Below are 25,537 nucleotides of genomic sequence, written 5' to 3'. Positions count from 1 at the left end.
CCACTGTCATCATCGACAGGACCGGTCCATCCCTGCGGAAGTGACCCGGGCCACGGGAATGTCTCAGGTCTTGCAACTAGTTGCATAGGTGCGGCAGGCTGCTACCCATGGCCCTTGAACACGCGCTGCTCGTCTCGCTCGCCGAACGCGCCGCCTCGGGCCTGGAACTCACCCGCCGGTTCGATGCCTCGATCGGCTTCTTCTGGCAGGCCAGCCACCAGCAGATCTATCGGACCCTCAGACGCATGGAGGCCGACGGCTGGCTCACCAGTGTCGAGGTCGCCCAGGCCAAACGGCCCGCCAAACTCGTGTACGACGTCACCTCGTCCGGACACGAGGAGTTGCGGCGCTGGTTGGCCGAACCCACCCCTGCCATGCCCCAGCGCAGCGATCTCGCCGTGAAGTTGCGCGGCGCCTGGCTGGGCGATGCGGCGGCTCCCCGCCCGGGTCACAATTCCCCGCCCGGGCGGGGAAACACCAGCTTTGTCACCAAAACAATGGCGACAAAGCACCAAGTTCCCCGCCCGGGCGGGGAATCCCCAACGCCCCCAGACCGCTCCGCGGAGCGCCAAGCGCTGCTGGCCGACGTACGCCGGCACCTGGCCGTCCACGCCACGCGACTCGAGCACTACCGCCATGGGTGCGCGCGCGACTACCCCGACCCGCGGTCGCTGACCGGCGGTGACCTCGACCGCTACCTGGTGCTGCGCGGCGGGATTCTCCAGGAGGAGTACTGGGTCTCCTGGCTGACCGAGTACCTCGCCGCCTTCCCCGCGAAGTAGCTCCGTTGCGCGACGAAGTCGCTCCCGTTGCACCGCGACGTCGCAGTTCTTGTCCCCAACACCACATCTGCCCGACCGGAGGCCCCGATGACCGACTACCCCCACCTGCTGGAGCCGATCACCCTCGGTGACCTGACGCTGCGCAACCGCGTGATCATGGGCTCGATGCACACCGGTCTCGAGGACCACACCTGGCAGTTCCCGCGGCTGGCGGAGTTCTTCGCCGAACGAGCGCGCGGCGGCGTCGGCCTCATCATCACCGGCGGGTACGCCGTGAATCGCCGCGGCTGGCTGAAGCCGTTCGCCGGCGAGATGATGAGCCGGCTCGACGCGATGCGGCACCGGATCATCACCGACGCCGTGCACGAGGCAGGCGGCGCGATCGCGCTGCAGGTCATCCATGCCGGGCGCTACGGCTACAGCCCCTTCAACGCCGGCGCCTCCGACATCAAGTCGCCGATCACCCCCTTCAGGCCGAAGCGGCTCTCCGCCAAGGAGATCGACCGCACCGCGGACGACTTCGCCCGCAGCATCGCGCTGGCACGCAAGGCCGGCTACGACGCCGTCGAGGTGATGGGCTCGGAGGGCTACTTCATCAACCAGATGCTGGCCCGGCGCACCAACGACCGCACCGACGAGTGGGGAGGCACGGCGGCCAAGCGGATGCGTTTCCCGGTCGAGGTCATCGAGCGCGCCCGGCGCCTGGTCGGCCCGGACTTCCCGATCATCTACCGCATCTCGCTGCTCGACCTGGTCGATGACGGCCAGACGTGGGACGAGATCGCCGAACTCGCGCGGCGGCTCGAGGCTGCCGGCGTCACGATGTTCAACACCGGCATCGGCTGGCACGAGGCGCGGGTGCCGACGATCATCACCCAGGTGCCCCAAGGGGCCTGGCTGCCGTGGACGGAGCGATTGAAGTCCGTCGTCTCCGTCCCGGTCTCCGCCTCCAACCGGATCAACTCCCCCGAACAGGCCGAGGAGATCGTCGCCACCGGGCGGGCCGACCTGGTCTCGATGGCGCGGCCATTCCTCGCCGACGCCGACTTCGTCAACAAGGCCGCCCAAGGCCGCGCCGACGAGATCAATACCTGCATCGCCTGCAACCAGGCCTGCCTCGACCACACCTTCCGCAACCGCACCGCCAGTTGCCTGCTCAACCCACGCGCCTGCCACGAGACCAAGCTGGTACTCGCCCCCACGCGCACGAGGAAGTCGGTCGCAGTCGTCGGGGCCGGACCTGCCGGGCTGTCGGCGGCGATCGCCGCGGCGGAGCGTGGGCTCGAGGTCACGCTCTTCGAGGCCAGTGACGCCATCGGTGGTCAGTTCCGCCATGCCATGGAGATCCCCGGCAAGGAGGACTTCCGTGAGTCCGTGCGCTACTGGACGCGTCGGCTCGAGGTGTTGCGTGTCGACGTACGGCTCAACACGCGGGCAGCGGCAAGCGACCTGGCGGCGTACGACGAAGTGGTGGTCGCCACCGGCGTGACGGGGCGCGCCATCGACATCCCCGGCGCCGACCACCCCAGCGTCGTGTCGTACGCCGACCTGTTGAGCGGGCGCATCACCGCGGGTGAACGGGTGGCTGTGATCGGTGCCGGCGGGGTCGGTGTCGACGTGGCCCACTTCCTGTCGCACGACGGCGACGAGAAGATCGACGACTGGTATGCCCACTGGGGCGTGAGCACCGGCAACGAGGTCGGCGGACTCGTCACGAAGGCTGCGCGGCCGAAGGTCAGGGACGTGCACCTGCTCCAGCGCAAGACGACGCCGATCGGCAAGGGATTGGGCAAGACCTCCGGGTGGGCGCACCGCGCGGTGCTGAAGGACAGCGGAGTGCGCCAGGTCTCCGGCGTGACCTACGAGCGCATCGACGACGACGGTCTGCACCTCACCGTCGACGGAGTCCCACAGGTGCTTGGCGTCGACACGATCGTCGTGTGTGCGGGCCAGGTGTCCGTGCGGGCGGTCTACGACGAACTGCTCTCGACCACCGACACCCGCGGTGGCTCCGGCAAGGGCGTCCACCTCATCGGAGGCGCCGACGTCGCAGCCGAGCTCGACGCGAAGCGAGCCATTGCCCAGGGCACGAGACTCGCTGCGAGCCTGTGAGCCTGTGAAGTAGCTGACCTTGTCACGCGAAGGAGCGCTCATTGCGTGACGACGTAGTCCGTGTGGCCCGCCGAGATGGCAGCTTCTGGGCACGGGGCGACACAAGACGCGCGACGTCGACGACAGAACGCGCTACTTGGTGGTGACCTGGGAGAGGCGGAAGCGCGTGAAGGCCGGGACGAGGGCGGCGACGACCAGGACGAGTACGACGACGAGCACCCCTCCGAAACCGGCCGCGGCAGGGGCGCCGGTCACCTCGGCCACGCCACCGTGCAGCACATCGGCCAGGCGTGGACCACCGGCGACGACGACGATGAAGATGCCTTGCAGCCGGCCCCTGACCTCGTCGGAGGCAGCCCCCTGGAGCATGCTCTGGCGGAACGCGGCCGAGACCATGTCGGCGGCGCCGGCCACCATGAGCATCAACACGGCCGCAGCCAGGGCAAGACCAGCAGTACCGCCTGCGAAGTGCACCGCGAGACCGAAGCCGGCGACCGCTCCACCCCAGACCAGGATCGCGGCGATGACCGCCAGCCCCTGACGGTCGATCCGAGAGACCCAGCCCGAGAAGACGCCGCCCAGCACCGCGCCTGCCGGGATGGCCGCGAAGAGCAGCGCGAAGGCCAGCCCGCCCTCGGCATTCCCGCCGAACGACTCGTGGGCCATCTCCGGGAAGAGCGCCCGTGGCATTCCGAAGATCATCGCGATGAGATCGACGACGAACGACACCATCAACACCGGCTGGACACGCAGATACCGGAAGCCGTCGATGACCGAGGCGAGTCCCGGCGTACGCGTCACGCCCGCCACCGGCAGTGGCGGAAGCTTCAGGACCGCACCCAGCGTGGCGAAGAGGGTGAGCGTGTCGACGAGGTAGAGCCACGAGAAGCCGAGCACCGGGATCAGCGCGCCACCCACCATCGGGCCGGCGATCGCGCCCGCCATGAAGACGGTCATGTTGAGCGAGTTGGCCGCCGGCAACTGCTCCGGCGGGAGGATCTTGGGCAGCACGGCGTTGCGGGTCGGCTGGTTGACCGCGAAGAACGCCTGTTGCACCGCGAAGAGCGTGAGCAGCAACCAGACATCGGTGTTGCCGAGCGCCGCCTGCACCCAGAAGAGGGCCGCGGTGCCGATGAGACCGGCCGTGGTGATGAGCAGCAGACGCCGGCGATCGAGCGCGTCGGCCAGCGCTCCACCCCACAGGCCGAAGACGACCAGCGGCACGAGTCCGAAGATGCCGGTGAGCCCGACGTACGCCGAGGAACCGGTGATCGAGTAGATCTGCGCCGGCACCGCCACGACCGTCAGCTGCGCACCGACGACGGTGACGATGTTGGCACGCCACAGCCGGCCGAAGTGTTCATTGCGCAGCGGCGTGGTGTCGGCCAGCGCGTTTCTCAGGGAGCGTCCTGGCCGCGGCATCCGCTGCGCACGCCGCCGGTTCGATCCCACCGAGGGATGGTTTCACGCGGCAGACGACGCTGGAGAACCAGCCCGACGTCAACGAAGGGTTGACATCTGCATCGCGTCAAGACATCGTTGACACATGGCTGGCTCCGACAAGACCCCCGTCTCGACGACTCCCTACGCACTGGTGGCGGTGGGCATCGCCCTGACCACGACGAGCACCTTGCTCAACGGCGTGGTGCGTGGGCTCTGCCTGGGCGCTGGCATCGCGATGATCCTCGTCTCCGTCGCCCTGTTCAGCGCGGAGCACCGCCGAGGCAAGGAGGACCCCGACAACGGCGGCCTCTGGCTGCCGAGTCGGGACGAGGACCCGAAATGAGTGACCTCAACGACACCATCGGCCACGCGATCCTCACCGGCACCGACCCGGCCGACCAGCTCGCCGTCGTACGGCGTGCCGCCGAAGCCGACCTGGTGGCCAGCGACCTGCTCCAACAAGCTGTCCACGCCGCCCGCGCCGGTGGGCACAGCTGGTCCGCGATCGGCACCACCCTCGGCCTCACCCGCCAGGCGGCGCAGCAACGGTTCGGCAAGGGAAACGCCACCGAGAGCAAGTCCGGCGACGACAGCGTCGAGGAGCGCTGGCTGGGTCCGGTCACCGCGTTCGACGAGATGGCCGAGCTCGAGATCGCAGGCCGGCTCGGGTGGCACACGATCGGCGCCGGCATGCTCCGGCACCGGGTGGTGCGCACCCCGACGCAGTGGGAGCACCGCCGAGTCATCTGGACCGGCAGCCTCGCGAGGTACGAGAAGGACGGCTGGCAGGTCGGCGCCCGCGCCTTCCCCTATCTCTATCTGGTGCGTGACACCGGGACGCCGGCGCTCGCGGGCTGAAGTGGAGCAAGACCGGCCGGGACAAGCTCGATGCGGCAATTCGCTGGTTGGTTGAGAGAATCCGCAGGTGCCTCACTCGCAACACCCCGACACCCCGCTCGAACGCATCGACCCCGACGAACTGGCGATCGCGATCAAGGTCCTCCGGCAGATCCCGGAGTTGCACCCCGATCACGACGACGTGCGCACCATGAAGCGCGCGGCGTCGTACATGTACAAGCTGATCAAGAAGTCGCGGCGCGCCGAGATCCGACTGGAGCGCCAGAAGCACGACCAGGAGATCATCGAGAAGACGGCCACCGGTTCGGCGATGCGCATCGACGACGAGACCGCCGGCATCCCGTTGGTCTCGAACGCGGAAGGTGCCTTCGCCGGCGAGTTGATCACTGCTCGAGGCTGCTACATCTGCAAGCAGGACTTCACGCTGGTCGACGCCTTCTATCACTGGCTCTGCCCGTCGTGCGCCGCGATGTCGCACACCAAACGCAACCAGCGCACCGACCTCACCGGCAAGCGTGCACTGCTGACGGGCGGGCGGGCGAAGATCGGCATGTACATCGCGTTGCGCCTGCTCCGCGACGGCGCCCACACCACGATCACGACCCGCTTCCCCAAGGACGCGGTCCGGCGTTTCTCCGCCATGGAGGACAGCGCACAGTGGCTGCACCGGCTCAAGATCGTCGGCATCGATCTGCGCGACCCCACGCAGGTGATCTCGTTGACCGAGGACGTCGCCGCCGACGGACCGCTCGACATCCTCATCAACAACGCCTGCCAGACGGTACGCCGCTCCCCGGCGCCTACTCCCAGCTCGTGGAGATGGAACACGCCCCGCTGCTGCCGCTCGAGTCGGGCCTGCCGTTGCCGGAGATGGTCACCTTCGACCGGATCTCCGAGGCACACCCCGCTGCGATCGCCGGCGCCCTCGAGCAGCACGCAGTCGCGCATCACGAGGGCGAATCGGTGGAGGCTGCCCTGGCCGCCCAGAACGCCGCCTCCCTGACCGCGCTCGCCCTGTCGGCGGGCCATGCCTCGCTGGAAGCGCACCTCGCCGGCACGGCCGTCGACGCCGGCGGCCTCCTGCCCGACACCCAGACCAACAACTCCTGGACCCAGGTCGTCGACGAGGTCGACCCGCTGGAGCTCCTCGAGGTGCAGTTCTGCAACTCCATCGCACCCTTCCTGCTGGTCTCCCGGCTGCGCCCTGCGATGCGGGAGGCGGTCCGCCGGGGCGCGCGCCGCGCCTACGTCGTCAACGTGTCAGCCATGGAAGGGCAGTTCTCCCGCCGCTACAAGGGCCCCGGCCACCCTCACACCAACATGGCGAAGGCCGCGCTCAACATGATGACGCGCACTTCGTCGGGCGAGATGTTCGAGAGCGACCAGATCCTGATGACCGCCGTCGACACCGGTTGGATCACCGACGAGCGTCCCCATCAGGAGAAGCTGAGGATCGCCGCCGAGGGCTGGCACGCCCCGCTGGACCTGGTCGACGGCGCTGCCCGCGTCTATGACCCGATCGTGCGTGGCGAGGCCGGGGAAGACGTCTACGGCTGCTTCGTCAAGGACTACGAACCCAGCCCCTGGTAGTGCAGTTCCCACCCGGCGATCGCGAATCGCCGGTAGCGTCACGACATGCGCCTCCGGTTCACCGTCGTGCTCGGCGGTCTCACGTTGCTCATCGGCATGCTCACCGTGGCCCACCCGCCAGCCATCGCCGCCCCACCCGAGCACTCGCTCACGGTCAGCGGCACCGGGGTGTCGACGTACCCGACCTTCGCCCCGGACATCGAGCGGTACGCCGTCGCGGGAGCTGCGGGCGCCCAGCTGCGGGTGCAGGCAACCACCAGCGACCCTGACGGCCAGGTGCTGGTCGACGGGGTACCGCAGGGAGCGAGCGCCGACGTCGTGGTGACCGGAGAACCCGGCGAAGAGGTGTCGGTGATCTTCGACGACGTCGACGGCCGGGTCGCGCACTCGCTCTTCCTGCTGCCCGACGGCTTCCCGACGTTGGAGGCGGAGACGGTTGACGGCGCGGAGCTCGACCCGGGGGTGGTCTTGCTGACCCTGTCGAGGTTCAGCCAGGGCGAGCCGTTCTTCGAGACCGCGCTCGACCGCAACGGCGTGCCGGTGCACGTGCATGAGGAGGCGGAGACCAGTCTCGACCTCAAGCGCCAGCCCAACGGGTCGTTGACCGTGCAGCGCGGCTCCGCGGGGAGCGACTGGCTGGCGGGGGCGCCGCTCGTGGTCCTCGACGAGCAGTGGCAGCCGACCGGAGCGACCCACAGCACCGTCGGCCTGGTGAACACCGACCCCCACGACTCGATCCTGTTGCCCAACGGGCACGTCATCCTGCTCTCCTACGAATACCGCGACACCCCGGACGGCCAGGTGCAGGACTCGATCGCACAGGAGGTCGACTCCGACGGCGAAGTGGTCTTCGAGTGGAGCACCGAGTCGCTGGTGATCGACGAGGAGACCGTGAAGCCGGGTGACCCCGACTACGCGCACGTGAACTCGGTGGTGGTGATGGACGACGGCCATTGGCTGCTCTCCTTCCGCCACTTCTCCGCGGTCTTCAAGGTGGCGCGCTTCGACGACGGCGGATTCGAGGCAGGGGAGGTGATGTGGCGCCTCGGCGGACGCCGGAGCGACTTCGCCTTCCCCGACGACGAATGGGCGGGGCCGTGCGCGCAGCACACCGCCAGCGAGCTGCCGAACGGCAACATCTTGATCTTCGACAACGGCGGCAACCAGCTCGGCCCCGACGCGCCCACCCTGTGCGTGGACCCCGCCGATCCGGATCAGGGACGTGTCAACCGACCGTTCACCCGGATCAGCGAGTATGCGCTGGACGAGCAGGCCATGGAGGCAACGCTGGTCACCGCCCATGCGCCCCCGGGCCGCTTCGCCTACTTCGCCGGCGGCGTGGAGCAGCTGCCCAGCGGGCACCGCCTCGTCGGGTGGGCGGCGAGCCAGCAGGAGGTCGCCACCGAGCTCGATGACGACGGCCTCACGCCGCTGTGGACGCTGCGCGACACCAATCCGACCACCAACCAGCGACTCTTCACTTATCGCGCACATCTCGCCGAGGTGCCCGACGCGATCGACCCGACGGTGACGGTCGCCGATCCCGGGGAGATCCTCCAGGGCACCTCGGCCCGGCTCGACTGGCAGTGCCGCGACCGGGGCGGCTCCGGCCTCGCCGGCTGCGCAGCGACGGCCGACGGGCTGCTCGACACGAGCACCCCCGGTGTGCACGGGGTCACGGTGACCGCCACCGACGCGGCGGGCAACAGCGTGACGCACGAGACGACGTACGTCGTGGCGCCGCTGGAGCGCGCCGTCGATGCGGCGGTGCGGACCAAGGGAAAGGCCTGGAAGGGCGTCGGGCTGGTCGGCGCGGCCAAGAAGCAGCAGGCTGCCACCAAGATCATCAAGGCTCGCAAGAAGCAGGTCGCGCAGGTGCGCATCACCAACCGTGGCAATGCCCCGGATCGGTTCCTGGTCACCGGCAAGGGTGCGACCAAGGTGGTCAAGGTGGTGCACCGCTCCGGTGGCCGCAAGATCAGCGGCAAGGTCACCGGCGCCGGATTCCGTACGCCGACCCTCGCCCCGGGCGCGTCGGTGACGGTCAAGGTCACCTTCAAACGCAAGCGCGCGGTGAAGCGCAACCAGAACTTCCCCGTGCGGGTGCAGTCGACGTCCGCTGCCTCGGCGCGTGACGCCGTACGCGTGAAGGTGAAGGTGCGGAAGTGATCCCGTGGGCAGCGCCGCGACCGGATGACCTCTAGACTTCACGCCCGTGACGACCCCGCCCGAACTCCTTCGCCTGCGCCAGAGCATCGACAACATCGACGCTGCCCTGATCCACCTGCTCGCGGAGCGCTTCCGGTGCACCCAACAGGTGGGCGTGCTCAAGGCCGAGCTGGGCCTGCCGCCTGCGGACAAGTCCCGCGAGGAGCGTCAGGTGTCCAGGTTGCGTGACCTGGCGGAGAGTGCCGGTCTCGACCCGGTCTTCGCCGAGAAGTTCCTCAACTTCGTCATCGCCGAGGTCATCCATCACCACGAGCGCATCGCCGAGGCCGACAACCTGCCCTGAGCGGCCTCACGGTTCCCGCGCCACTGGAGCACACCCACAAGTTGCGCGCCCTCGAACGCAACGGGCGCGACCTCGACACACAAGTTGCGCGCCCTCGACACGCAGGTGGTGCTACTTCGCTCGGGGGTGGCGACGGGGGTGAGGGCGGTGCGCCCGCGGAGGAGCACCGGTTCCTCCGACTGCCACAGCGCTGCCTCCACGGAGCCGTTCGCGCTGCTCGCGGCGACATCGACGAGATCGTGGCGGGCGAGAGCCAGCGACGGATGCTCGCGGGCGAGGTCGGTGAGGCGCGCGGCCTCGTTGACCGGATCGCCGATGACGGTGTACTCGGAGCGCCGAGCCGCCCCGATGTTGCCGGCCACCGCGCGACCGGCGGAGACGCCGACGCTGGCACGCAACTCGGGCACCTCGGCGCGGAGCCGTTCGGCGAGCACTCGGGTGGCGCGAAGCGCTTGGGTCTCCAGGTCGGGCACCTCGTCGGGCGCGCCCCACACGGCCAGCGCCGCGTCGCCCTCGAACTTGTTGATCCAGCCGCCGTGGGCCTCGACGACGTCGACCACCACGGCAAAGAAGCGGTTGAGCAGCTCGACGACCTCGGTCGGGTCACGCCGCTCGGCGATCGACGTCGAACCCACGATGTCGACGAACATCACCGCCACTCGCCGGCTCTCCCCACCGAGTTCGACGCCGCGTGACAACGCGTTGCGAGCGACGTCATCGCCGACGTGACGACCGAAGAGCTCCCGGATGCGTTCGCGCTCGGCGAGCCCGGCCGCCATCCGGTTGAAGCCAGCCTGCAGGTGTCCGATCTCGGTGGCGTCATAGATGGGGACGGTCACGTCGTAGTCGCCCTGCTGCACGCGCTGCACCGCCTGACGCAGACCGCTCAACGGATCCGCGGTCGCCTTGGCCCCCAGCAAGGTCGCGCCGCCGCCGACGACCAGACCGATGCCACCAAGCACCAGCATCGTCACGGCGAGACTCCGCGTGGACGCCTCACCGTCATCGACCAATGAGAACAGGCCCACCAGCGCAGCGCCGAAGAGCACCACACCTGATCCGAGTCCCCAACTCGACATCGCCCGCCACACCGAGCTGCGAGGCGGCGGCAGCGGCGCCGTACCCTCGAGCGCCATCCGGGCGAAACCGCGCAGCGTCCGCTCCGATGCCAGGTGGGAGAAGGCGGAGACCGTCCACCCCGACAGGAGCACGATGAGCAGCACGTCGATGCCCAGCCTGACGCTCACCGTCGCGTTGAGCCCACCGAAGACGAAGGCCGCCAGCGACCAGGCGATCGCATGCCACAGCGCCATCCGCCGCGGCGCACGCAACACCGACATCCGGCCGGAGCGAGACGGGTCGGCCCCCGCGCGGATCCACGCGACCATCGGGCCGAGCGCCACGTTGAGCATCACCACCCCGATCGTCACCGCGACGACGAGATAGCTCGCGGCACCGACCAGGTTCACCAGCCGCAGCCTGTTCTCACTGTCGAGCTTCGGGATCGGCACCACCCACGCGGCCAGGCAGTAGACCAGCACTGCGCCCAGCAGGTTGAGCACGACGATGCCGACGCTCATCGCCAGTCGGGCCCGCCAGGGGCGGAAGCGGGTCACAGCCACGCCGACACAGTAGAGCCAGATCAGTCACCGGGAGGGCATTGCGAGCAGATCATGTCTGCGGTGGGACGGCTGCTGTCGCACCCGGCTGCCGAACCGCACCGTCCGACCGCCTCCTGCGAGTAGCATCGCGGGCGTGGCCAGGCACAGGGTGAACCGGTGGCAATCCGCGTTGTCGGCCGTCGCAGTGGCGCTCGGTTCGCTCGCGCTCATGCCTCCGGCGCACGCAGACGTGCCCGCAGCGGCACCCGATCCCCCGGTCGCGGCGGACACGCCCGAGCCCGAGGAACCCGAGCCGATCGCGATCCCGGCAGAGTTCGGAATCGGGCCGGGCGGGAGGATCGTCCAGTCCACCGCGACGATCGGCAGGTCGGCGAACGGGCGCAAGATCAAGGCCTGGTTCGTCGGTGAGTTCAACGCTGACCACGTCCTCGTCGTGCTCGGCCAGATGCATGGCGACGAGTTGGCCGGGAAGGCCACTGCCATGTGGATACGCAACCACGTCCGACCCAAGAAGGGCACCGCGATGTGGGTGGTGCCGACCATGAACCCTGACGGCGACGCCAGGGGCACTCGGGTCAACGGCAACGGTGTCGACCTCAACCGCAACTGGCCGACCAGCGGCTGGCAGGCGACCCCGCGGGGCAGCCGGTACTGGAGCGGCCCGGAGCCAGGCAGCGAACCGGAGACGCGAGCGATGATGGCGTTCCTCAAGAAGGTCAAGCCCGACTACATCGCCTCGATCCACCAGCCCCTCCACGGGATCGGCAAGTCCGGTGAGGACGTCAAGTGGGAGCGGCGGCTCGCCCGCAACCTCAGCCTGCCCCGCAAGTACTTCGGCGTCTCCCAGGGCGCGGGTGTCTCCCCGACCCTCACCGGTTGGTACAACCACCGCCTCGGCAGTCACGGCACCGCCACCACCATCGAGTACGGCGCCTCCCCGGGTCAGCGCTACCGCACACGCATCGCTGGGCGCGGCATCGCTCGAGCTGCCAAGGTGCGCTGATCTCCCGAGGGCCAATCCGCCCCGACGACCGGTTGCGTAGGGTCGAGACGTGCGTGCTGCTGTGGTGGTCGTCTTGCTGTGCCTGCTGGCTGCATGCGTGGGCACACCGGAGCAGCCGAGCAGGCAGCCCGATCGCACGGAGCAGGGCAGTCCGACACCGGAGAGCGAATCACCCACGGATCAGCCGTCCCCACCCGACGAGGGCGGGCCGACTGCCGACGTGCCCGAGCCTGGAACCGTGCCGCCGGCGTGGCTGGGCACCCGGATCCTGCCCGAGGGTGCGACCGGTCTGAGCACACCGAAGGCGCTGCGCCACCGCCGCTTCACCTTGCCCGACACGGTACCGATGCTGCCGGGCCGAGGATTCCGGGCGGAGGTCACCGACCCGGCACCGGCGGACGTGATCGCGCGGTCCACGTGGAACGAGAACTGCCCGGTGGCGGCCGACGAGTTGGCCTGGCTGCGCCTGGTCTTCCGCGGTTTCGACGGCGAGCGGCACACCGGGGAGTTGCTCGTGCACTCCTCGGCCGCCGACGGCCTCGTCCAGGTCTTCCGCGACCTGTGGCGAGCGGACTTCCCGATGGAGCGGATGTCGATCACCACCCGGGCCGAGCTCGATGCAGCACCCACGGGCGACGGCAACGACACCGGCGCCTTCACCTGCCGTGCAGTGACCGGCGGCAGCTCGTTCAGCGAACATGCCCGCGGGTTGGCCATCGACATCAACCCGTTCCAGAACCCCTACGAGAAGGGGAGGTCGTGCTCCCCGAGCTCGCCCGCTCCTACCTCGACCGCACGGATGTGCGCCCCGGGATGATCACCGCCGACGACCCCGTGGTCCAGGCCTTCGCACGCATCGGCTGGGGCTGGGGCGGCAGTTGGAACTCGCTGAAGGACTACCAGCACTTCTCTGCCAGCAACCGCTGAGCCCGACTGGGCTTCGATGGAGTGAGCATGCGCTGAAGCTGCCCGTGCAGAGCACGTTGGCTCCATCGAAGCCGCCAGCCTGTGGAGGAACGGATGCGAGGGCCCGGGAGTCCGGGCACTCTCGCCGCATGTCCTCGATGTCCAGCTCTCCCGGCCGTGGTTGGCACCGGATCCACCCTCCGCCCAGGATCAGTCGACCGCGACTGGCGGCGCCCGTGAGGACCGATCCCGAGGGACGACTCGGGCCGACTCCCGGGGCCGCCCGCGGGCGCAAGTGGCGGCGTACGTCGCCCGGACTGTTCGTGCCGGCCGATGCGGTCTTCGACCAACCCGGTCAGCGGATCCTGGAGGCATGGCAACGAACCGGGGACGCCAGCCGCGTCACCGGGTGGGCCAGCCTCCACCTGGCCGGCGCGCGGTGGTTCGAAGGATCGGGAGCCCGCGGCGAGCTGCTCCCCGTTCAGCTGCGCATCGGCCCGGACCGTCGCATGGCCAACAGGCCGGGTCTTCTGCTCGACCGCGGACGGATCCTCGAGGCCGAGACGGTCACCCGGCACGGGGTGCTTTGTCTCAACGTCCATCGCTCCCTCTTCGACGAGGTGGTCTGCCGCGGCGAACTCCGGTCCGGTGTCGCCGCGATCGACATGGTCCTCCATGCCGAGCTCACCACCCGCGACCGCCTCCGTGCCTGGCTCGGCACCGTGACGCGCACCCCCGGTCTGCCCTTGGTGCGCCGCGCCCTCGACCTGAGCGTCGAAGGTGCCGAATCGCCTCCGGAGGTGGCGTTGCGCCTGACCTGGCGTGGCGACGCCGAGCTCCCTGAACCGCTGAGCAACGTGCCGATCCACGATCGGTCCGGTCGGTTCCTAGGACGACCGGACCTGGTCTGCCCGGAGCTCGGCGTGGCCGCCGAGTACGACGGCGCCCATCACCTCTCCACGAGTGCGCGCAGCCGCGACATCACTCGGGAAGGAGGCCTGAGGGATGCGGGGCTCGAAGTGGTCTCCGTCGTGGGCGGGGAGTTGTGGCAGCGCGACCTGGTCGTACGTCGACTCCACGCCGCGGTGCAGCGCGTCGCCGCCTCGACATTGCCGAAGGCGTGGGTGCTTCACGGCCCCAACGGACCGGCCCCCGATCTTGCCGCGCGGTTCGACAGTCATCTCTCCCGGATGAGTCGCGCTCGCCGGGAAGCGGCGTTGGCCGACGCACCACTCGCCGTACCCGGCTCCAGTGGAGTGAACATGCGCTGAACCTGCCCGTGCAGAGCACGTTGGCTCCATCGAAGCCGCCAGCAGAGGTCACGTGGCGTCGGGGTCGTCTCCGACCAGCTTCTCCAACCGGGCCAGCAGGGCGTCACGACGATGCGCATTGCCGCTCAGATCGGCATAACGGGTGCCGTGGACGGCGAGGAGTGCGTCGTCGAGGCGGCGTACGGCGCCGGGTGGGTACTTGTAGCCCATCCGCGCGGCGATCGCGGCGTCGTCGATGGTGGTGATCAGGCCACGGAGCTGGTCGAGCGAGGTGATGCCGAGCTCCTGCAGCAGTCCCGCCATCCAGTCGTAGTGATCGGTGCGCGACCAGCCCGCCTCGGTGTAGCGGGCCTCCAGGAAGGTGGCGAGCTCGCGGTCGTCAATGCGTTCGCCGGCTGCACCCGCAGGCTCTCGTACGCCGGCCCGCAGCCGCTCGCGGATCATCGAGAACTCGCGGTCGGCCAGGTCGAGCAGCCCGGCCGCCAAGGTGAAGCGGCGGTCGAGGTCGGGGCCGAACTCCTCGGGGATCTTCCCCTTGTAGCGGATGTCGTGCTCGAACTCCGCCCAGGCGTGCTGGAGCACGGTGCGCAACTGCACCGAGGCCGGCTGTCCGCCCAGTTCCTCCAACGTGGCCATCGTGGCCGTCGCCGGGTCGGGGGTGACCAGCAGGTGACGACTCGAGTAGCCGAAGCGACCCTCGCTCGCGGTCTCCTGCCCGAGGTCGCGGTCGTCGAGCACGGTGAGCGTGTCGGCCAGGAGGTCCGCCACGGCAGCGACATCACTCAGCACGTAGGTGATGACACGGACGCCGATCTGGTCGGTGATCTGGGTGAGCGGGTCGTCGTACAACAGCTTCCCGTCCTCCTGACGCACCGCCTTGCCCGCGAACGAGGAGACACTCTTGGTGCGCCCGCTGACCGTCAGGTAGTTGATGCCGGCTTCGTCGAGCAGTCCCTGCACATGGGCGACCCATCGGTCGGTGGCGGCGCGGAGCTCGTCCTGCCGGGCGGCGTACTTCTGGACCGCCTCGGTCAGGGGTGGGGTGCGCTGCATGCCCCAAGACTGTCAGAAGAACCCACTCGAAGATGCCCTGCGGGGTGTCCGAGAAGTGGCCGAGGGGTTGTGGATCGATGCGAGAAAGCCGATCATATCCGATATATGTTTCCGGAAGACAGGTGATCCCGTGGCCTCCCACGCCCCTCGTCGCACCCGTGCGGCAGCGCCCCACACCTCGGCGCGCGTCGCCCTGGCCCTCCTGATGGCAGCTGGCGGGCTCGCCGCAGCGGGAGCGACAGCGATCGCCGGCCCACCCGCCGATCCGGACAGCGCACCGACCTTCGGACGCCATGACGTCGACACCGTGTCCGGGGCCTCCTTCACCGTGGTGGGCGAGGTGTTCCCGGGCGAGCAGAACATCGTCACCGTCGGCTACGGCGAACTGGTCGGCGGCAACCCCTCCGGCGGCGGCACCGTGCAGGTCTATCGCCCCGGCGCCGACCTCGCCAAGTGGGAGAAGGTCACCGTCGTCCGACCCGACGACGACATCATCTTCCCCAACCAGGTGACCGTCCACGACGTCGACGGCGACGGCGACAACGACCTGGTGGTGCCCGGCGGCTACTTCTTCGACACCAATCCGCTGCTCAGCGGCGGGCCGAAGAACCGCGGCACCCTCACCTGGTGGGAGAACCGAGGCCTCGACAGCGCCGGGACCCCGCGACCGTTCCTGCGTCACGACATCATCACCGAACAGCCGTGGTCCTACCACAGCGCGATCGTGGCCGACCTCGACGCAGACGGCACCGACGACCTGCTCTCGACCGGCGAGCAGGGACGGGCTGCGGCAGACCAGAACGACGACGCGATCTCGATGCAGTTCTTCCGCGGGCTCGGCGACGGCGCGTTCGCACCTCCGGTCGAGATCGCCACCGTCGGCGGAAGCATCCCGGTCGTGCACGACGTCGACGGCGATGGCCTGCTCGACATCGTCTCCTCGCAGTACTTCGACATCGGCAGCGGCGCGGACGCCGACCCGGCGACGTTCCTCTGGCTCGAACAGGTCGACGACGGCACCCCCGGCCTCTCCGCGGCCGACTTCGTGCCGCACACCATCGCGACCCGACTGGAGACCGACAACGGTCGCGGCGTCGGACCCGGCTTCCAGATCCGACCGGTGCCCGACTTCCGCGGTGATGGCGTGACCGCCTGGGTCGGCACCAACCACACCAACCGGTGCACGCTGACCAGCCTTCCCCGGAGGAGGTCATCGAGTTCACCCCCGGACCCGATCCGCGCGAGCAGTGGTCGCTCACCACCTTGTCGAACCCGGCAGTCTCCACCCCCGACTGCGACGGCTACACCAACACCACGCCCATCTTCCCCGGTGACGACATCACCTCTCGGATCGGCTACGGGCAGGCCGCCCCCGGTGTCTTCGGGTACGGCGACATCGACGGCGACGGCGACATCGACCTGTTGGTCTCCGGCGACGGCGACCGACGCCTCTTCTGGATCGAGCAGCGCGGTGACGGCAGCACCATGCTGCACACCCTCACCGCACCGGGCGAGGAGTTCGGCCAGTCCGGCGGTGCGGTCGTCGCCGACCTCAACGGCGACGGAGTGAACGAGCTCGTCTTCAGCTCGTTCGACGAGTCCGCGGTGGCAGTCTGGCAGCGCGGGACCGTCGAGGCGCCGTACCTCCGGCCGGTCTCGCTGACGGCCACACTCGCGTCGACGAAGGTGGCACCGGGCTCCAGCCAGCGGATGGCGATCGTGCTCACCGGGGTCGATGAAGGCACCAGTCGTCAGGTCACCGTGACCCGCACCCTTGCTCGCACCGGCAGGAGCAGCAACGTCGGCACCGTGACCCTCACCCGCGAAGCGGCAGGACGGTACGTCGGATCGATCGCGGTCCGCAGCCCCGAGACCGGCACGATCCGGGTCCGGTACGCCGGGACCATGTTCACCACCGTGACCGGCGAACCGCCCCGCTCGGTGGCCTCGACCATCCGGGTCACCACCCGGATCAAGGGCTTCGCGAAGCGTGCCAGGACCCGCAAGGCCAACGTGGCGCTCACGGCGCGGATCGCGCCGGGAGTGAAGCGCAAGGTCATCGTCCAGAGTCGCGTCTGCAAGGCGAAGAAGTGCGCGTGGAAGAAGCGCAAGGCCGTGAAGACGAAGGCCAACGGCGCGCTGCGCACCAAGGTCAGGGTTGCGAAGGGCACCACCAAGGTGCGGCTGAAGGTGCCGGCCGACAAGTCCGGCCTGGCCACGACCAGCCGGGCCAAATCGGTCGTCCGACGCTGACGCCGCGGGGGCGACTCAGAAGAGCGGTCCGACCACGACGGTGGCCTCTCGCTCGTCGTCGTACGCGATCTGTGGGCTGAAACCGTGGCGGCGGAAGGCTTGCCCCAAGGCGTCCGCCTGGTGCTCGGCGCACTCCAGCAACACCTGGCCCGTGGCGCTCAGCCACGGAGGTGCCTCCTGGAGGATCCGTCGGTGCAGGTCGAGCCCGTCGGTGCCGCCGTCGAGTGCATCGCGACGTTCGTGGTCGCGGGCCTCGCGCGGCAGCAGGTCGATGTCACCGGACGGCACGTAGGGCGGGCTGGCCACCACGATGTCGACACGGTGGCGAAGCATCCGGGGCAGCGGTGCGTAGAGGTCACCACGATGGACCATCCCGCCGCGGAGGTTGCGCTCGGCGCAGGCCAGCGCGGCCCTGTCGACATCGACCGCATGCACGGCCGCCTCGTGCTCGTTCGCCAGCACGGCCGCCGCCACCGGCGCCACGCCACTGCACAGCTCGACCACGACCGCACCCGGTCGGACCCGCTCGATGACGAGTTCCGCGAGGTGCTCCGTCCTGGGTCGTGGCACGAACACACCCGGCGCAACGGTCAGTGTCATGTCGAGGAAGCGCACCCGACCCGTGACGTGCTCCAGCGGCTCCCCGCCACCCGGCGGGCGACGAGGGCGGCGAGAACCGGTGCAGCGCGGAGGTCACGCCGCCGAGCGAGGTCGAGGGCGGCCCGACGCAGCTGCTCGGCCTCCTCCTCGGCCCACACGCAGCCAGCTGCGCGGAGCGCCTTCACCACCTCGTCCATGAGGGGTCATGGTGTCACGCGTCACTTCGTTTCCGTGGCAGTGACGGGATCCGGCCGGCCGGGCTGCCGCGGTCGGTCAGGACTCGGCGAGGAACTGCTGCAGCAGCGGACCCGCCGTCTGCGAGCCGGAGGCACCGTCCTCCACGAAGACTGCGACCGCCATCCCCTTCCGCTGGGCGATCATCCACACGTGCGTGGGCAGTTCACCACCGGCGTCGGGCGTGCCGTGTTCGGCGGTGCCCGTCTTCGCGCCCAGGTCAGCTCCCATCCCGTCGAGGAACCGCCCGGAGCCGTCGGTGACCACCGCCCGCATCAGCCCCCGCAGCGCCTTGGCCTCGGCGGCGGTGAGCGGGACAGCGGGCTCCACCTGCTCGACCTCGTTCCCGTCAACGAGCGACGGCAGCACCGTGTGCCCGGCACGCACCGACGCAGCCACCGTGGCCATCGCCATGGGCGAGGCGAGCACCTTGCCCTGGCCGATCAGGTCAGCCGCCTTCTCCGTCTTCCCTTCGGGCGGCGGCACCTGGCCGAAGTAGGCAGGGAAGCCCAGGTCGTGATCGACCCCGAGCCCGAGCGCGGCGGCGGCCTCCTCGAGCCCATCGTCGTCGAGCTCCTCGGCCAACCCGACCAGCGCGGTGTTGCAGGACTGGGCGATCGCCTCCCGCAGGGTGATCCGTCCCAGCGAGGAGGCCGGGTAGTCGTCGTAGTTCTTGAACGTCTTGCCGTCCACGACGGTCGTCGCCGGGCAGTCGACCATCGAGCCGGGCTTCAGCCCCGAGCGCATCAGCGCGAGCGCGGTCACGACCTTCATGGTCGACCCGGGCGCGTAGCGGCCGTAGGTGGCAGTGTTCTGCCCGTCGCCGCCGGGCCCGCTCGCAGCAGCAAGGATGTCGCCGCTGGCCGGGTCGATCGCCACCAGGGCACTGGCCGGACCGACGTCGGCAAGGATCCGCTCCGCCAGTTCCTGCAGCGGTACGTCGAGGGTCAGCTGCAGCGGCTGGCCGTCGGCCGGGTCGGACTCGTGGAGCACTCGCTCCTGGTCGCCCTCCCCGTGCTCACCCGGACGCCCTGCACCCCGCGCAAACTGTCGTCGTACCGGGCCTGCAGGCCGCTCAGCCCCACGACGTCACCGGCCGCGAGCGCCCCGTCGGACTCCTCGATCAACTCGGCGGTGGCTTCGCCGACCGTGCCGAGCAGTGGCGCTGCGAACTCCTTGCTCGGCGCCAACGGGCGGGTGGTGCCCAGCGACACCGCACCGGGCACGTCCTCGAAAGCGGCGGGAACGCGGTCCCGGACGTCCTCGGCACGCAACAGGATCGCCTCGACGAAGGCCTTGTCCCCGGACGCCACTGCTCGTTTCACATACGGCCCGGGCGTGATCTCGAGCAGTTGCGCGATCCGCTTGGCACTGTTGCGGGTCTGTCCCTGCTTGATCTTCGACTTGTCGAGCCCGAGCCGCACCACGTCGCGCTCGGTCACGATCCGATCGCCGTTGCGCCCGAGCACCTCACCGCGGCGTGGCCGGCTGGTGGTCAGGTCGAGCGTCTCTCCGGTGACCAGGGACGGCTCGACCAGGCTGGGGTCCCAGCGCACCACCCAGTCGTCACCGTCCTCCACGAGCGTCGCCTCCGCGGTGTAGCTCCACGGCTCGCCACCGACCTCCCAGGACCAGGCGAGCTCGGCCGTCGCCTCGCCACCGTCCCGCTCGACCGAGACGACCTCCACCGAAGCCGGCGCGTCGATGCCCGCCACGATGTCGGCGTACGCGGCAGGGTCGCCCTCCAGGGGCACCTCACCCAGGTCACGCGCGGCGAGCCCCTTGGCCAGGGCCTCCGCAACAGGTGTGGCGTCAGAGGTGTCGTCGGAGCTGCAGGCCGCGAGGACCCCGCTTCCCAGGAGCAGTGCCCCTGCCAGTGCCATCGCCTTCTTCGTGCCGGTCCCGGAGCGCATGGCCCCGATCATGACACCGGCGTGGAAGGTGGTCGAACGCGCCACGACTCCGCACGTGTCGAGTTGTTGCGGCATTTTCTGGGCAGTGACCCGTCACGACTCGACGCCTGCGGAGTTGGGGTGTGGAAGCATCACCATGTCGAGCCCAGCAACGAGGAGAACCGATGAAGACCCCTGCCGTGGCCCTGACCGGGCGTGTCGTCGCCGTCACCGGAGCCGCCCGCGGCATCGGCTTCCAGATCGCGAAGCAGCTGGTGGCACGGGGCGCGAAGGTCGTGATCAGTGACGTGGACGCGACCGCACTCGAGGCTGCCGGGAAGGAACTCGGTGCGTCGCTGACCCACACGTTCGACGTCACCGACCCCGCCGCCTTCGACGGTTTCCTCGATCGCGTCGAGGGCGAGCTCGGACCGCTCTTCGCCCTGGTCAACAACGCCGGCATCATGCCGACCGGCCCACTGCTGGACGAGTCCGACGACACCACACGCGCGGTCTTCGAGGTCAACGTGCTCGGCATGATGTGGGGGTCCAAGAAGGCGTTGGCCCGGATGGTCCCCCGCGGTCACGGTCACCTGGTCAACCTCGCGTCGACCATGGGCGTCATCGCGATCCCCGGCCTCGCCACCTACAACGCCAGCAAGGCCGCGATGGTGATGTACGGCGAGGCGCTGGCTGCCGAGTTCGAGGCGAGCGGGGTGCGAGTGACCACGGTGCTGCCCAGCGCCGTCAACACCGACCTGGCCGCCGGGCTCGACACCCGCGCAGAGTTCACGGTGCTGGGCAAGAAGATGGCGGTGGAGTCGATGATCGAACCCGAGGACGTCGCCGACGCCGTCCTCATGGCGCTGGAGTCCGGGCGCTCCCATCCGCGACTGGTCGTGCCGAAGTCGCTCGGCCGGGTGCTGCGCTCGCAGGACCTCATGCCGCTCCCGCTCAAGCGTCGGTTCGCCAAGCTCGGCGGCATCAACGACCAGATCCTCCGGCGCACCGACCCGAAGGCCCGCCAGGACTACCTCGACAGGGTCACTCGCTGAGCGCGTCGAGCAGCGGATGACCTCAGGCGTCGTCGTCCATCGACTGGCGCACGAGCCACGCCTGCCAGGCGACGAATGCGCCGAGCAGGGCCACCCAGCCCCCGCCGGTGAGCACTCGCTCCATCGCAGGTGGCCACACCATGACGGAGTAGAGGGCGAGCACGCCGAGCACCCATGGCAGGTGGACGGCGCGGCGCAACCTGGCATGGGCAGTGGGTCTGGTGTGGACACCCAGCGCTGCCAGGTCTTCTGACGGGAAGCGCTGGCGAAAGCCCCGGGCCGAGGTGAAGATCTCGAGGTCGGGGCGTGCGGAGCGCAGCCGGGCCGCCACCGCCTCGCGGCGCCGAGCCGTCCACCGTGCCGGGAGGCAGACCGCGACCACCTCGGCGCGCTCGGCCCTCAGACCGTGCACACCAAGGATGATCCGGCCGTGTGCCCTGATCGCAGCGACCACGGTCTCGTCATCGCGGCTCAGGGCGTCGTCCGCGTGGTGCCAGGCGTGCAGCCCGCAGGTGCAGCCGGTGACCGGTGGCCGATGCTCCGGGTGGTTCACGCAGACCGCTCGCGTCGTCCCCGGACGCCACGGCCGGTTCCCGACGTGCAGGGGCAACAGCTCCCCCTGCACGTCGATGCGGAACTGCCGAAAGCCCAGGAGGGTGCCGGGGACGAGCGCTTCGGTGCTCATGCGACGACCTCGAGCGGCCGTGGAACGACCTCGGCCACGATCTCCGAGCCCCGGGGCTGCGCTTCGGCGTTCGCCTCCCCAGGCGTACGGCGTCGCTCGGCCCGGATCCCAGCTCCACGAGCCCGAGCGGCGCCGCCTCGATCACCGCGACGGTACGTCCGATCCTCATCGTGTCCTCCTTCGTGGTGGTCGACCGGGTGGTCAGCCCGGGACCCGGTCGAGGAAGCCGCGCACGTCGCGGATGCGCTGGTCGTCGTCGGTCACGACCACGTCGAAGCCGATGACGACCGGCTCCTCGCCCGCAGGTCCGAGTCCCCACTGGAAGCGGGCCTGCCCGTGGTGGGTGTCGACCTCGCCGACCTGGCTGAACACGAAGCCGGGGAACTGGCCCTGCACAGCAGCGATGGTGGCTCCGACCGCCGGGCGACCGGCAACGTCGGCGAGCGGGTCGACGTACACGCAATCCTGCGTCCAGTGCGCGGCGAGAAGTTCGTCGCGCACTGCCGGGTCCGTTGCGTTCCAGGTCGCGAGGTAACGGGTGACGATGGTGTCCATGGTGTGCCTTTCTTGGCGTCGATGCTGACGACACCAAGGCTCACCGGCGACGGCGCAACCGTCGATTACCTCGGAGGTCATGGCCCGTTCGCCGCGCAGCGCCCTACGCTCACAACGTGACCTCCACGACCTCCTCCACTCCGGTCGGCGGCGAACTCCGGCGCTGGCGGGAGCTCCGAGCCTTCAGCCAACTCGCGCTCGCGACGCGCGCCGACGTGAGCACCCGACACCTGAGCTTCGTCGAGAACGGCCGTTCCCGACCCACGCCCCAGATGATCCTGCGCCTGGCCGACGTGCTCGAGGTGCCGATGGCCGAGCAGAACAAGCTGCTGCTGGCGGCCGGGTTCGCGCCACGCCACCCCCACCGCGGACTCGACGACGAGCACCTCTCCTCCGTGATGGCGGGCCTGCGCAGCCTGCTCGATGCACACGCGCCCTACCCCGCGCTGCTCCTCGACGACCACTGGGACATCGTCGACGCGAACGAGGCGGTCCACACGCTGCTCGACTCCTGCTCCCCGACCCTCCTGGAGCCGCCGGTCAACGTGATCCGGCTCGCCCTGCACCCCGAGGGCCTGGCCCCCGGATCCACAACCTGACCACCTGGCGGGCCCACCTCCTGCACCAGCTCGACCAGCGCATCGGCCGGTCCGGCGGCGACCCGCAGCTCACCGGGCTGCGGGACGAGGTGACCGGCTATCCCGGTGGCGATGCCGCCGAGCTGCCCCGGCCGGTCGACCCCGTGGTGCTGCTCGAGCTCGCCACCGACGAGGAGCCGCTGCGGATGTTCAGCGTGGCCAGCCGGATCGAGGGGCCAGCCGACATCACCTTGGACGCCCTCCACCTGGAGACCTTCCTCCCGGCCGACGAGCAGACCCGGCGACGACTCTCCCACCGATGAATCCCGGCGCCCGGGCCGGTCAACCCCTCAGGACCAACACCTCGAGGAGCAGACATGACCAGCATCACCCCCAATCTGTGGTTCAACCACGAAGCCGCCGAGGCGGCGACGTTCTACACCGAGATCTTCGGCGGCAAGGTGCTCAGCACCTTCGGTGAGGGCCCGGTCGATCCGCAGGGCAAGCAGCAGCCGATCACGGTCGAGTTCGAGATCGTCGGCATGCGATTCGTCGGGATCAACGGCGGGCTCGACGAGCACGGCAAGCCGATCTTCACCCCCAACGAGGCCGTCTCGCTCGAGATCGACTTCGACGACCAGGCGGAGCTCGAACGCGTCTGGCACGCCCTGATCGCCGACACCGGCGAGCCCAGCTACTGCGGGTGGCTCAAGGACCGCTACGGATTCTCCTGGCAGCTCGTGCCGGCGAACCTCGTCGCGCTCATCGACGGTCCCGACGCCGAAGGCGCCGCACGCGCCATGAAGATGATGATGGAGACCAAGTTCGTTCCCCTCGACGGACCCGCGCTGCAGGCGGCGTACGACGGCAGCGCCTGAACGCACGGTCCGCGTAGGTCCCGCCGGTCACTCGCAACACCCACATGTCTCCGCCGGTTCGCGGGTCAGGGGCTGGGCACCGGCGGGGCCGCAGTCACCGGGGCGCTGATGCCGTTGACCTCCGGACTGATCCGGCGCTCCAGGCGCACCGACGAGACGGCCATCACGGCGCAGCCGGCGATGAGCATCGCGATGAACAGCACCCCCAGATGGTGGTTGAGCAGGAATCCTGCTGACAGCGGGCCGATGATGGCACCCATCTGGAAGGCGCCGGCGGTCAACGCGTTGTAGCGCCCACGCAGGTGGGGCGGGGCCAGGTCGTTGGTGATCGCGGGCAAGGTCGGCTGCAGCATCGTCTCGCCGGCCGCGAAGACCGCGTGATAGCCCATCACCAGCACCACGGCCGCGACCGTGCCCGGCACCAGCTGGGTCAGACCGAGGGCCAGCCACGCCAGCGCCCACATGGCCGCCAGCACCACCATCACCCGGGTCCGCCGGTGCCCCTGGATGCGACGCAGCACGAAGAATTGGAACAGCACGATCACCAGCGTGTTGAGCGCGAAGGCCCACCCGATCACCCGGGTCGACACCTCCGACACCTGCCGGGCGAAGGCTGGGAACCCACCCTCCATCTGGCCGTAGCCGACGAAGGCGAAGATCAGCGAGATCATCACCAGCTGCGCGACACCGGGACGCCTGAGCAGCGCCAGGTAGGTGGTCGCGGCCCGGTCCGTCCCGTCGTCCGGAGCCTCCGAACGCCCATGCACGTGGCGCAGCGGTCCGAGCATCAGCGCCACCGGGATCAGCATGCAGGCCGCATCGACCAGGAAGATGGTGGTGAACGTGGTCGGTCGGTCGACGTCTGCCCAGATCCCGCCGACGACGCCTCCGAGCCCGATGCCGAGGTTGATGAGCGCGAAGTTGATGCCGAAGTACTGCATCCGCACCGGCCCCTCGACGAGCGAGGAGATCAACACGTTGAAGGCCGACCAGCCGCCCGCGTTGCAGATGCCGATGAAGACGATGCCGACCACCGCGAGCGGCAAGGTCTCGGCGAAGGCCAACACCGAGCAGCCGATGCTCTGCGCGAGGCTGCCGATGATCACCATGCGCCGCGCGCCCCAGTGGTCGGTCAGCCAGCCGGCCAACGGCGTGAGCACCAGGGCCACCGCACCGATGAGGGCCATCAACGCACCGGCGACGTCGAGACTGAAACCCCGCACCTCGTGCAGATAGATGATGGTGAAGGGCAACGTCAGCCCACGTCCGAGCACCTGGAAGACGGTCGTGCACAGCAGCCAGCGGCCGGGGGTGGGGAGTTGGTCCCAGAAGTTGCGCAGGGTCACCGGGCTCGCACTCACTCCGGCATTCTCCGGGTCCTGGGTACGGAGCGCCAAACGAATAAGGGGCTCCGTCGGGCGGGAGGGAGATGGGTCCGGGTCCCAGCACCCGGGGATGCGCGCGGAGACGGCGGCCGGCCCGACTCCGCCCTCCTGGTGGAACTTCCGAGGGGAAGGGATAAATTGCCCCCGTGCGAACCCCGGCCATCCTTCTCGCCGCTGCCCTGCTGACCGGGTGCGGCGCTGCCGACTCGAAGGCGCTCGACCAGCCCCTCGAGCGGGCCGCCATGGTGCCCGACGTACGTGCGAAGCAAC

At 69.6% G+C, this 25,537-nt stretch carries 25 protein-coding genes and 1 pseudogene; 16 read left to right on the top strand and 10 right to left on the bottom strand.

What is annotated here, in order from left to right:
- Nucleotides 1-107: 107 nt before the first annotated feature.
- Nucleotides 108-782 carry a PadR family transcriptional regulator gene (locus tag L1066_RS24085; RefSeq protein WP_235738886.1) on the top strand — a complete coding sequence of 225 codons (675 nt, stop codon included), beginning with the start codon at nucleotides 108-110 and terminating at the stop codon, nucleotides 780-782.
- Between the two features lie 87 nt (nucleotides 783-869).
- Nucleotides 870-2,894, top strand: coding sequence for an NADPH-dependent 2,4-dienoyl-CoA reductase (locus tag L1066_RS24080; RefSeq protein WP_235738885.1), 2,025 nt, complete (start codon nucleotides 870-872; stop codon nucleotides 2,892-2,894).
- A 132-nt stretch (nucleotides 2,895-3,026) separates the two neighbouring features.
- Here L1066_RS24080 and L1066_RS24075 read toward each other — a convergent pair whose 3' ends face one another.
- Nucleotides 3,027-4,346: an MFS transporter gene (locus tag L1066_RS24075; RefSeq protein WP_235738884.1), complete on the bottom strand. Its 1,320-nt coding sequence runs from the start codon at nucleotides 4,344-4,346 to the stop codon at nucleotides 3,027-3,029.
- 94 nt (nucleotides 4,347-4,440) lie between these two features.
- Here L1066_RS24075 and L1066_RS24070 point away from each other — a divergent pair, with 94 nt between their 5' ends.
- The 6 genes from L1066_RS24070 (at nucleotide 4,441) to L1066_RS24045 (ending at nucleotide 9,297) form a co-directional block, all read left to right on the top strand.
- On the top strand, nucleotides 4,441-4,680 hold the full coding sequence (locus L1066_RS24070) for a hypothetical protein (RefSeq protein WP_235738883.1): 240 nt from the start codon (nucleotides 4,441-4,443) through the stop codon (nucleotides 4,678-4,680).
- Nucleotides 4,677-5,195: a hypothetical protein gene (locus tag L1066_RS24065; protein WP_235738882.1), complete on the top strand. Its 519-nt coding sequence runs from the start codon at nucleotides 4,677-4,679 to the stop codon at nucleotides 5,193-5,195. The genes L1066_RS24070 and L1066_RS24065 overlap by 4 nt, the downstream gene beginning before the upstream one ends.
- Before the next feature lie 67 nt (nucleotides 5,196-5,262).
- A complete protein-coding gene (locus L1066_RS28200; RefSeq protein WP_235738881.1) occupies nucleotides 5,263-6,198 on the top strand; it encodes an SDR family NAD(P)-dependent oxidoreductase in 936 nt (311 codons plus the stop codon).
- On the top strand, nucleotides 6,159-6,785 hold the full coding sequence (locus tag L1066_RS24055; RefSeq protein WP_235738880.1) for a Rossmann-fold NAD(P)-binding domain-containing protein: 627 nt from the start codon (nucleotides 6,159-6,161) through the stop codon (nucleotides 6,783-6,785). The genes L1066_RS28200 and L1066_RS24055 overlap by 40 nt, the downstream gene beginning before the upstream one ends.
- A 45-nt stretch (nucleotides 6,786-6,830) precedes the next feature.
- Entirely contained in the window at nucleotides 6,831-8,954 is a 2,124-nt protein-coding gene (locus L1066_RS24050; protein WP_235738879.1) for an aryl-sulfate sulfotransferase, read from the top strand.
- 46 nt (nucleotides 8,955-9,000) lie between these two features.
- Nucleotides 9,001-9,297 carry a chorismate mutase gene (locus L1066_RS24045; protein WP_235738878.1) on the top strand — a complete coding sequence of 99 codons (297 nt, stop codon included), beginning with the start codon at nucleotides 9,001-9,003 and terminating at the stop codon, nucleotides 9,295-9,297.
- Here the strand turns inward: L1066_RS24045 and L1066_RS28195 are convergent.
- Complete coding sequence (locus L1066_RS28195; RefSeq protein WP_235738877.1) at nucleotides 9,258-10,919, bottom strand: adenylate/guanylate cyclase domain-containing protein; 1,662 nt, start codon at nucleotides 10,917-10,919, stop codon at nucleotides 9,258-9,260. The genes L1066_RS24045 and L1066_RS28195 overlap by 40 nt on opposite strands.
- A gap of 133 nt (nucleotides 10,920-11,052) precedes the next feature.
- Here L1066_RS28195 and L1066_RS24035 point away from each other — a divergent pair, with 133 nt between their 5' ends.
- From L1066_RS24035 to L1066_RS24020, 3 genes and pseudogenes are all read left to right on the top strand, one after another.
- Nucleotides 11,053-11,922 carry a DUF2817 domain-containing protein gene (locus L1066_RS24035; protein WP_235738876.1) on the top strand — a complete coding sequence of 290 codons (870 nt, stop codon included), beginning with the start codon at nucleotides 11,053-11,055 and terminating at the stop codon, nucleotides 11,920-11,922.
- A 346-nt stretch (nucleotides 11,923-12,268) separates the two neighbouring features.
- Nucleotides 12,269-12,849 (top strand): annotated as a pseudogene (locus L1066_RS29015) (M15 family metallopeptidase).
- 215 nt (nucleotides 12,850-13,064) lie between these two features.
- On the top strand, nucleotides 13,065-14,099 hold the full coding sequence (locus L1066_RS24020) for a putative endonuclease domain-containing protein (RefSeq protein ID WP_235738873.1): 1,035 nt from the start codon (nucleotides 13,065-13,067) through the stop codon (nucleotides 14,097-14,099).
- 48 nt (nucleotides 14,100-14,147) lie between these two features.
- Here L1066_RS24020 and L1066_RS24015 read toward each other — a convergent pair whose 3' ends face one another.
- Nucleotides 14,148-15,152: a GTP pyrophosphokinase gene (locus L1066_RS24015; protein WP_283095603.1), complete on the bottom strand. Its 1,005-nt coding sequence runs from the start codon at nucleotides 15,150-15,152 to the stop codon at nucleotides 14,148-14,150.
- 1,179 nt (nucleotides 15,153-16,331) lie between these two features.
- On the opposite strand from L1066_RS24015, the gene L1066_RS24010 reads away from it, so the two are divergent.
- On the top strand, nucleotides 16,332-17,405 hold the full coding sequence (locus tag L1066_RS24010; protein ID WP_235738872.1) for an FG-GAP repeat domain-containing protein: 1,074 nt from the start codon (nucleotides 16,332-16,334) through the stop codon (nucleotides 17,403-17,405).
- 15 nt (nucleotides 17,406-17,420) lie between these two features.
- On the opposite strand, the gene L1066_RS24005 is transcribed toward L1066_RS24010, so the two are convergent.
- From L1066_RS24005 to L1066_RS23990, 4 genes are all read right to left on the bottom strand, one after another.
- The gene (locus L1066_RS24005; RefSeq protein WP_235738871.1) at nucleotides 17,421-18,005 is read right to left on the bottom strand and encodes a methyltransferase; all 585 of its coding nucleotides are present in this window, start codon (nucleotides 18,003-18,005) and stop codon (nucleotides 17,421-17,423) included.
- Nucleotides 18,002-18,202: a hypothetical protein gene (locus L1066_RS24000; RefSeq protein ID WP_235738870.1), complete on the bottom strand. Its 201-nt coding sequence runs from the start codon at nucleotides 18,200-18,202 to the stop codon at nucleotides 18,002-18,004. Before L1066_RS24000 ends, L1066_RS24005 begins: the two co-directional genes overlap by 4 nt.
- Nucleotides 18,203-18,278: 76 nt before the next feature.
- Complete coding sequence (locus L1066_RS23995; RefSeq protein WP_235738869.1) at nucleotides 18,279-19,232, bottom strand: penicillin-binding transpeptidase domain-containing protein; 954 nt, start codon at nucleotides 19,230-19,232, stop codon at nucleotides 18,279-18,281.
- Entirely contained in the window at nucleotides 19,187-20,197 is a 1,011-nt protein-coding gene (locus tag L1066_RS23990; protein ID WP_235738868.1) for an NTF2-like N-terminal transpeptidase domain-containing protein, read from the bottom strand. The genes L1066_RS23995 and L1066_RS23990 overlap by 46 nt, the downstream gene beginning before the upstream one ends.
- A gap of 119 nt (nucleotides 20,198-20,316) precedes the next feature.
- Between L1066_RS23990 and L1066_RS23985 the strand changes: the two genes are divergently transcribed.
- Nucleotides 20,317-21,186, top strand: a complete 870-nt coding sequence (locus L1066_RS23985; RefSeq protein ID WP_235738867.1) for an SDR family oxidoreductase — start codon at nucleotides 20,317-20,319, stop codon at nucleotides 21,184-21,186.
- 22 nt (nucleotides 21,187-21,208) lie between these two features.
- Here the strand turns inward: L1066_RS23985 and L1066_RS23980 are convergent, their stop codons facing one another.
- Nucleotides 21,209-21,871: a hypothetical protein gene (locus L1066_RS23980; RefSeq protein ID WP_235738866.1), complete on the bottom strand. Its 663-nt coding sequence runs from the start codon at nucleotides 21,869-21,871 to the stop codon at nucleotides 21,209-21,211.
- Nucleotides 21,872-22,072: 201 nt separating this feature from the next.
- A complete protein-coding gene (locus tag L1066_RS23975; RefSeq protein ID WP_235738865.1) occupies nucleotides 22,073-22,426 on the bottom strand; it encodes a nuclear transport factor 2 family protein in 354 nt (117 codons plus the stop codon).
- A 116-nt stretch (nucleotides 22,427-22,542) separates the two neighbouring features.
- On the opposite strand from L1066_RS23975, the gene L1066_RS28190 reads away from it, so the two are divergent.
- From L1066_RS28190 to L1066_RS23960, 3 genes are all read left to right on the top strand, one after another.
- A complete protein-coding gene (locus tag L1066_RS28190) occupies nucleotides 22,543-23,025 on the top strand; it encodes a helix-turn-helix domain-containing protein (protein WP_235738864.1) in 483 nt (160 codons plus the stop codon).
- Nucleotides 23,026-23,114: 89 nt separating this feature from the next.
- Nucleotides 23,115-23,327, top strand: a complete 213-nt coding sequence (locus tag L1066_RS29010; RefSeq protein ID WP_376707731.1) for a hypothetical protein — start codon at nucleotides 23,115-23,117, stop codon at nucleotides 23,325-23,327.
- Between the two features lie 54 nt (nucleotides 23,328-23,381).
- Nucleotides 23,382-23,882 (top strand): VOC family protein, encoded by a 501-nt coding sequence (locus L1066_RS23960; protein WP_235738863.1) that lies wholly within the window; start codon nucleotides 23,382-23,384, stop codon nucleotides 23,880-23,882.
- 65 nt (nucleotides 23,883-23,947) lie between these two features.
- On the opposite strand, the gene L1066_RS23955 is transcribed toward L1066_RS23960, so the two are convergent.
- Complete coding sequence (locus tag L1066_RS23955; RefSeq protein ID WP_235738862.1) at nucleotides 23,948-25,243, bottom strand: MFS transporter; 1,296 nt, start codon at nucleotides 25,241-25,243, stop codon at nucleotides 23,948-23,950.
- Between the last annotated feature and the right edge of the window lie 294 nt (nucleotides 25,244-25,537).

The organism is Nocardioides alcanivorans, from assembly GCF_021555175.1.
GTDB classification, from domain to species: domain Bacteria; phylum Actinomycetota; class Actinomycetes; order Propionibacteriales; family Nocardioidaceae; genus Nocardioides; species Nocardioides alcanivorans.
This window is presented reverse-complemented; position numbering and strand designations above follow the sequence as displayed.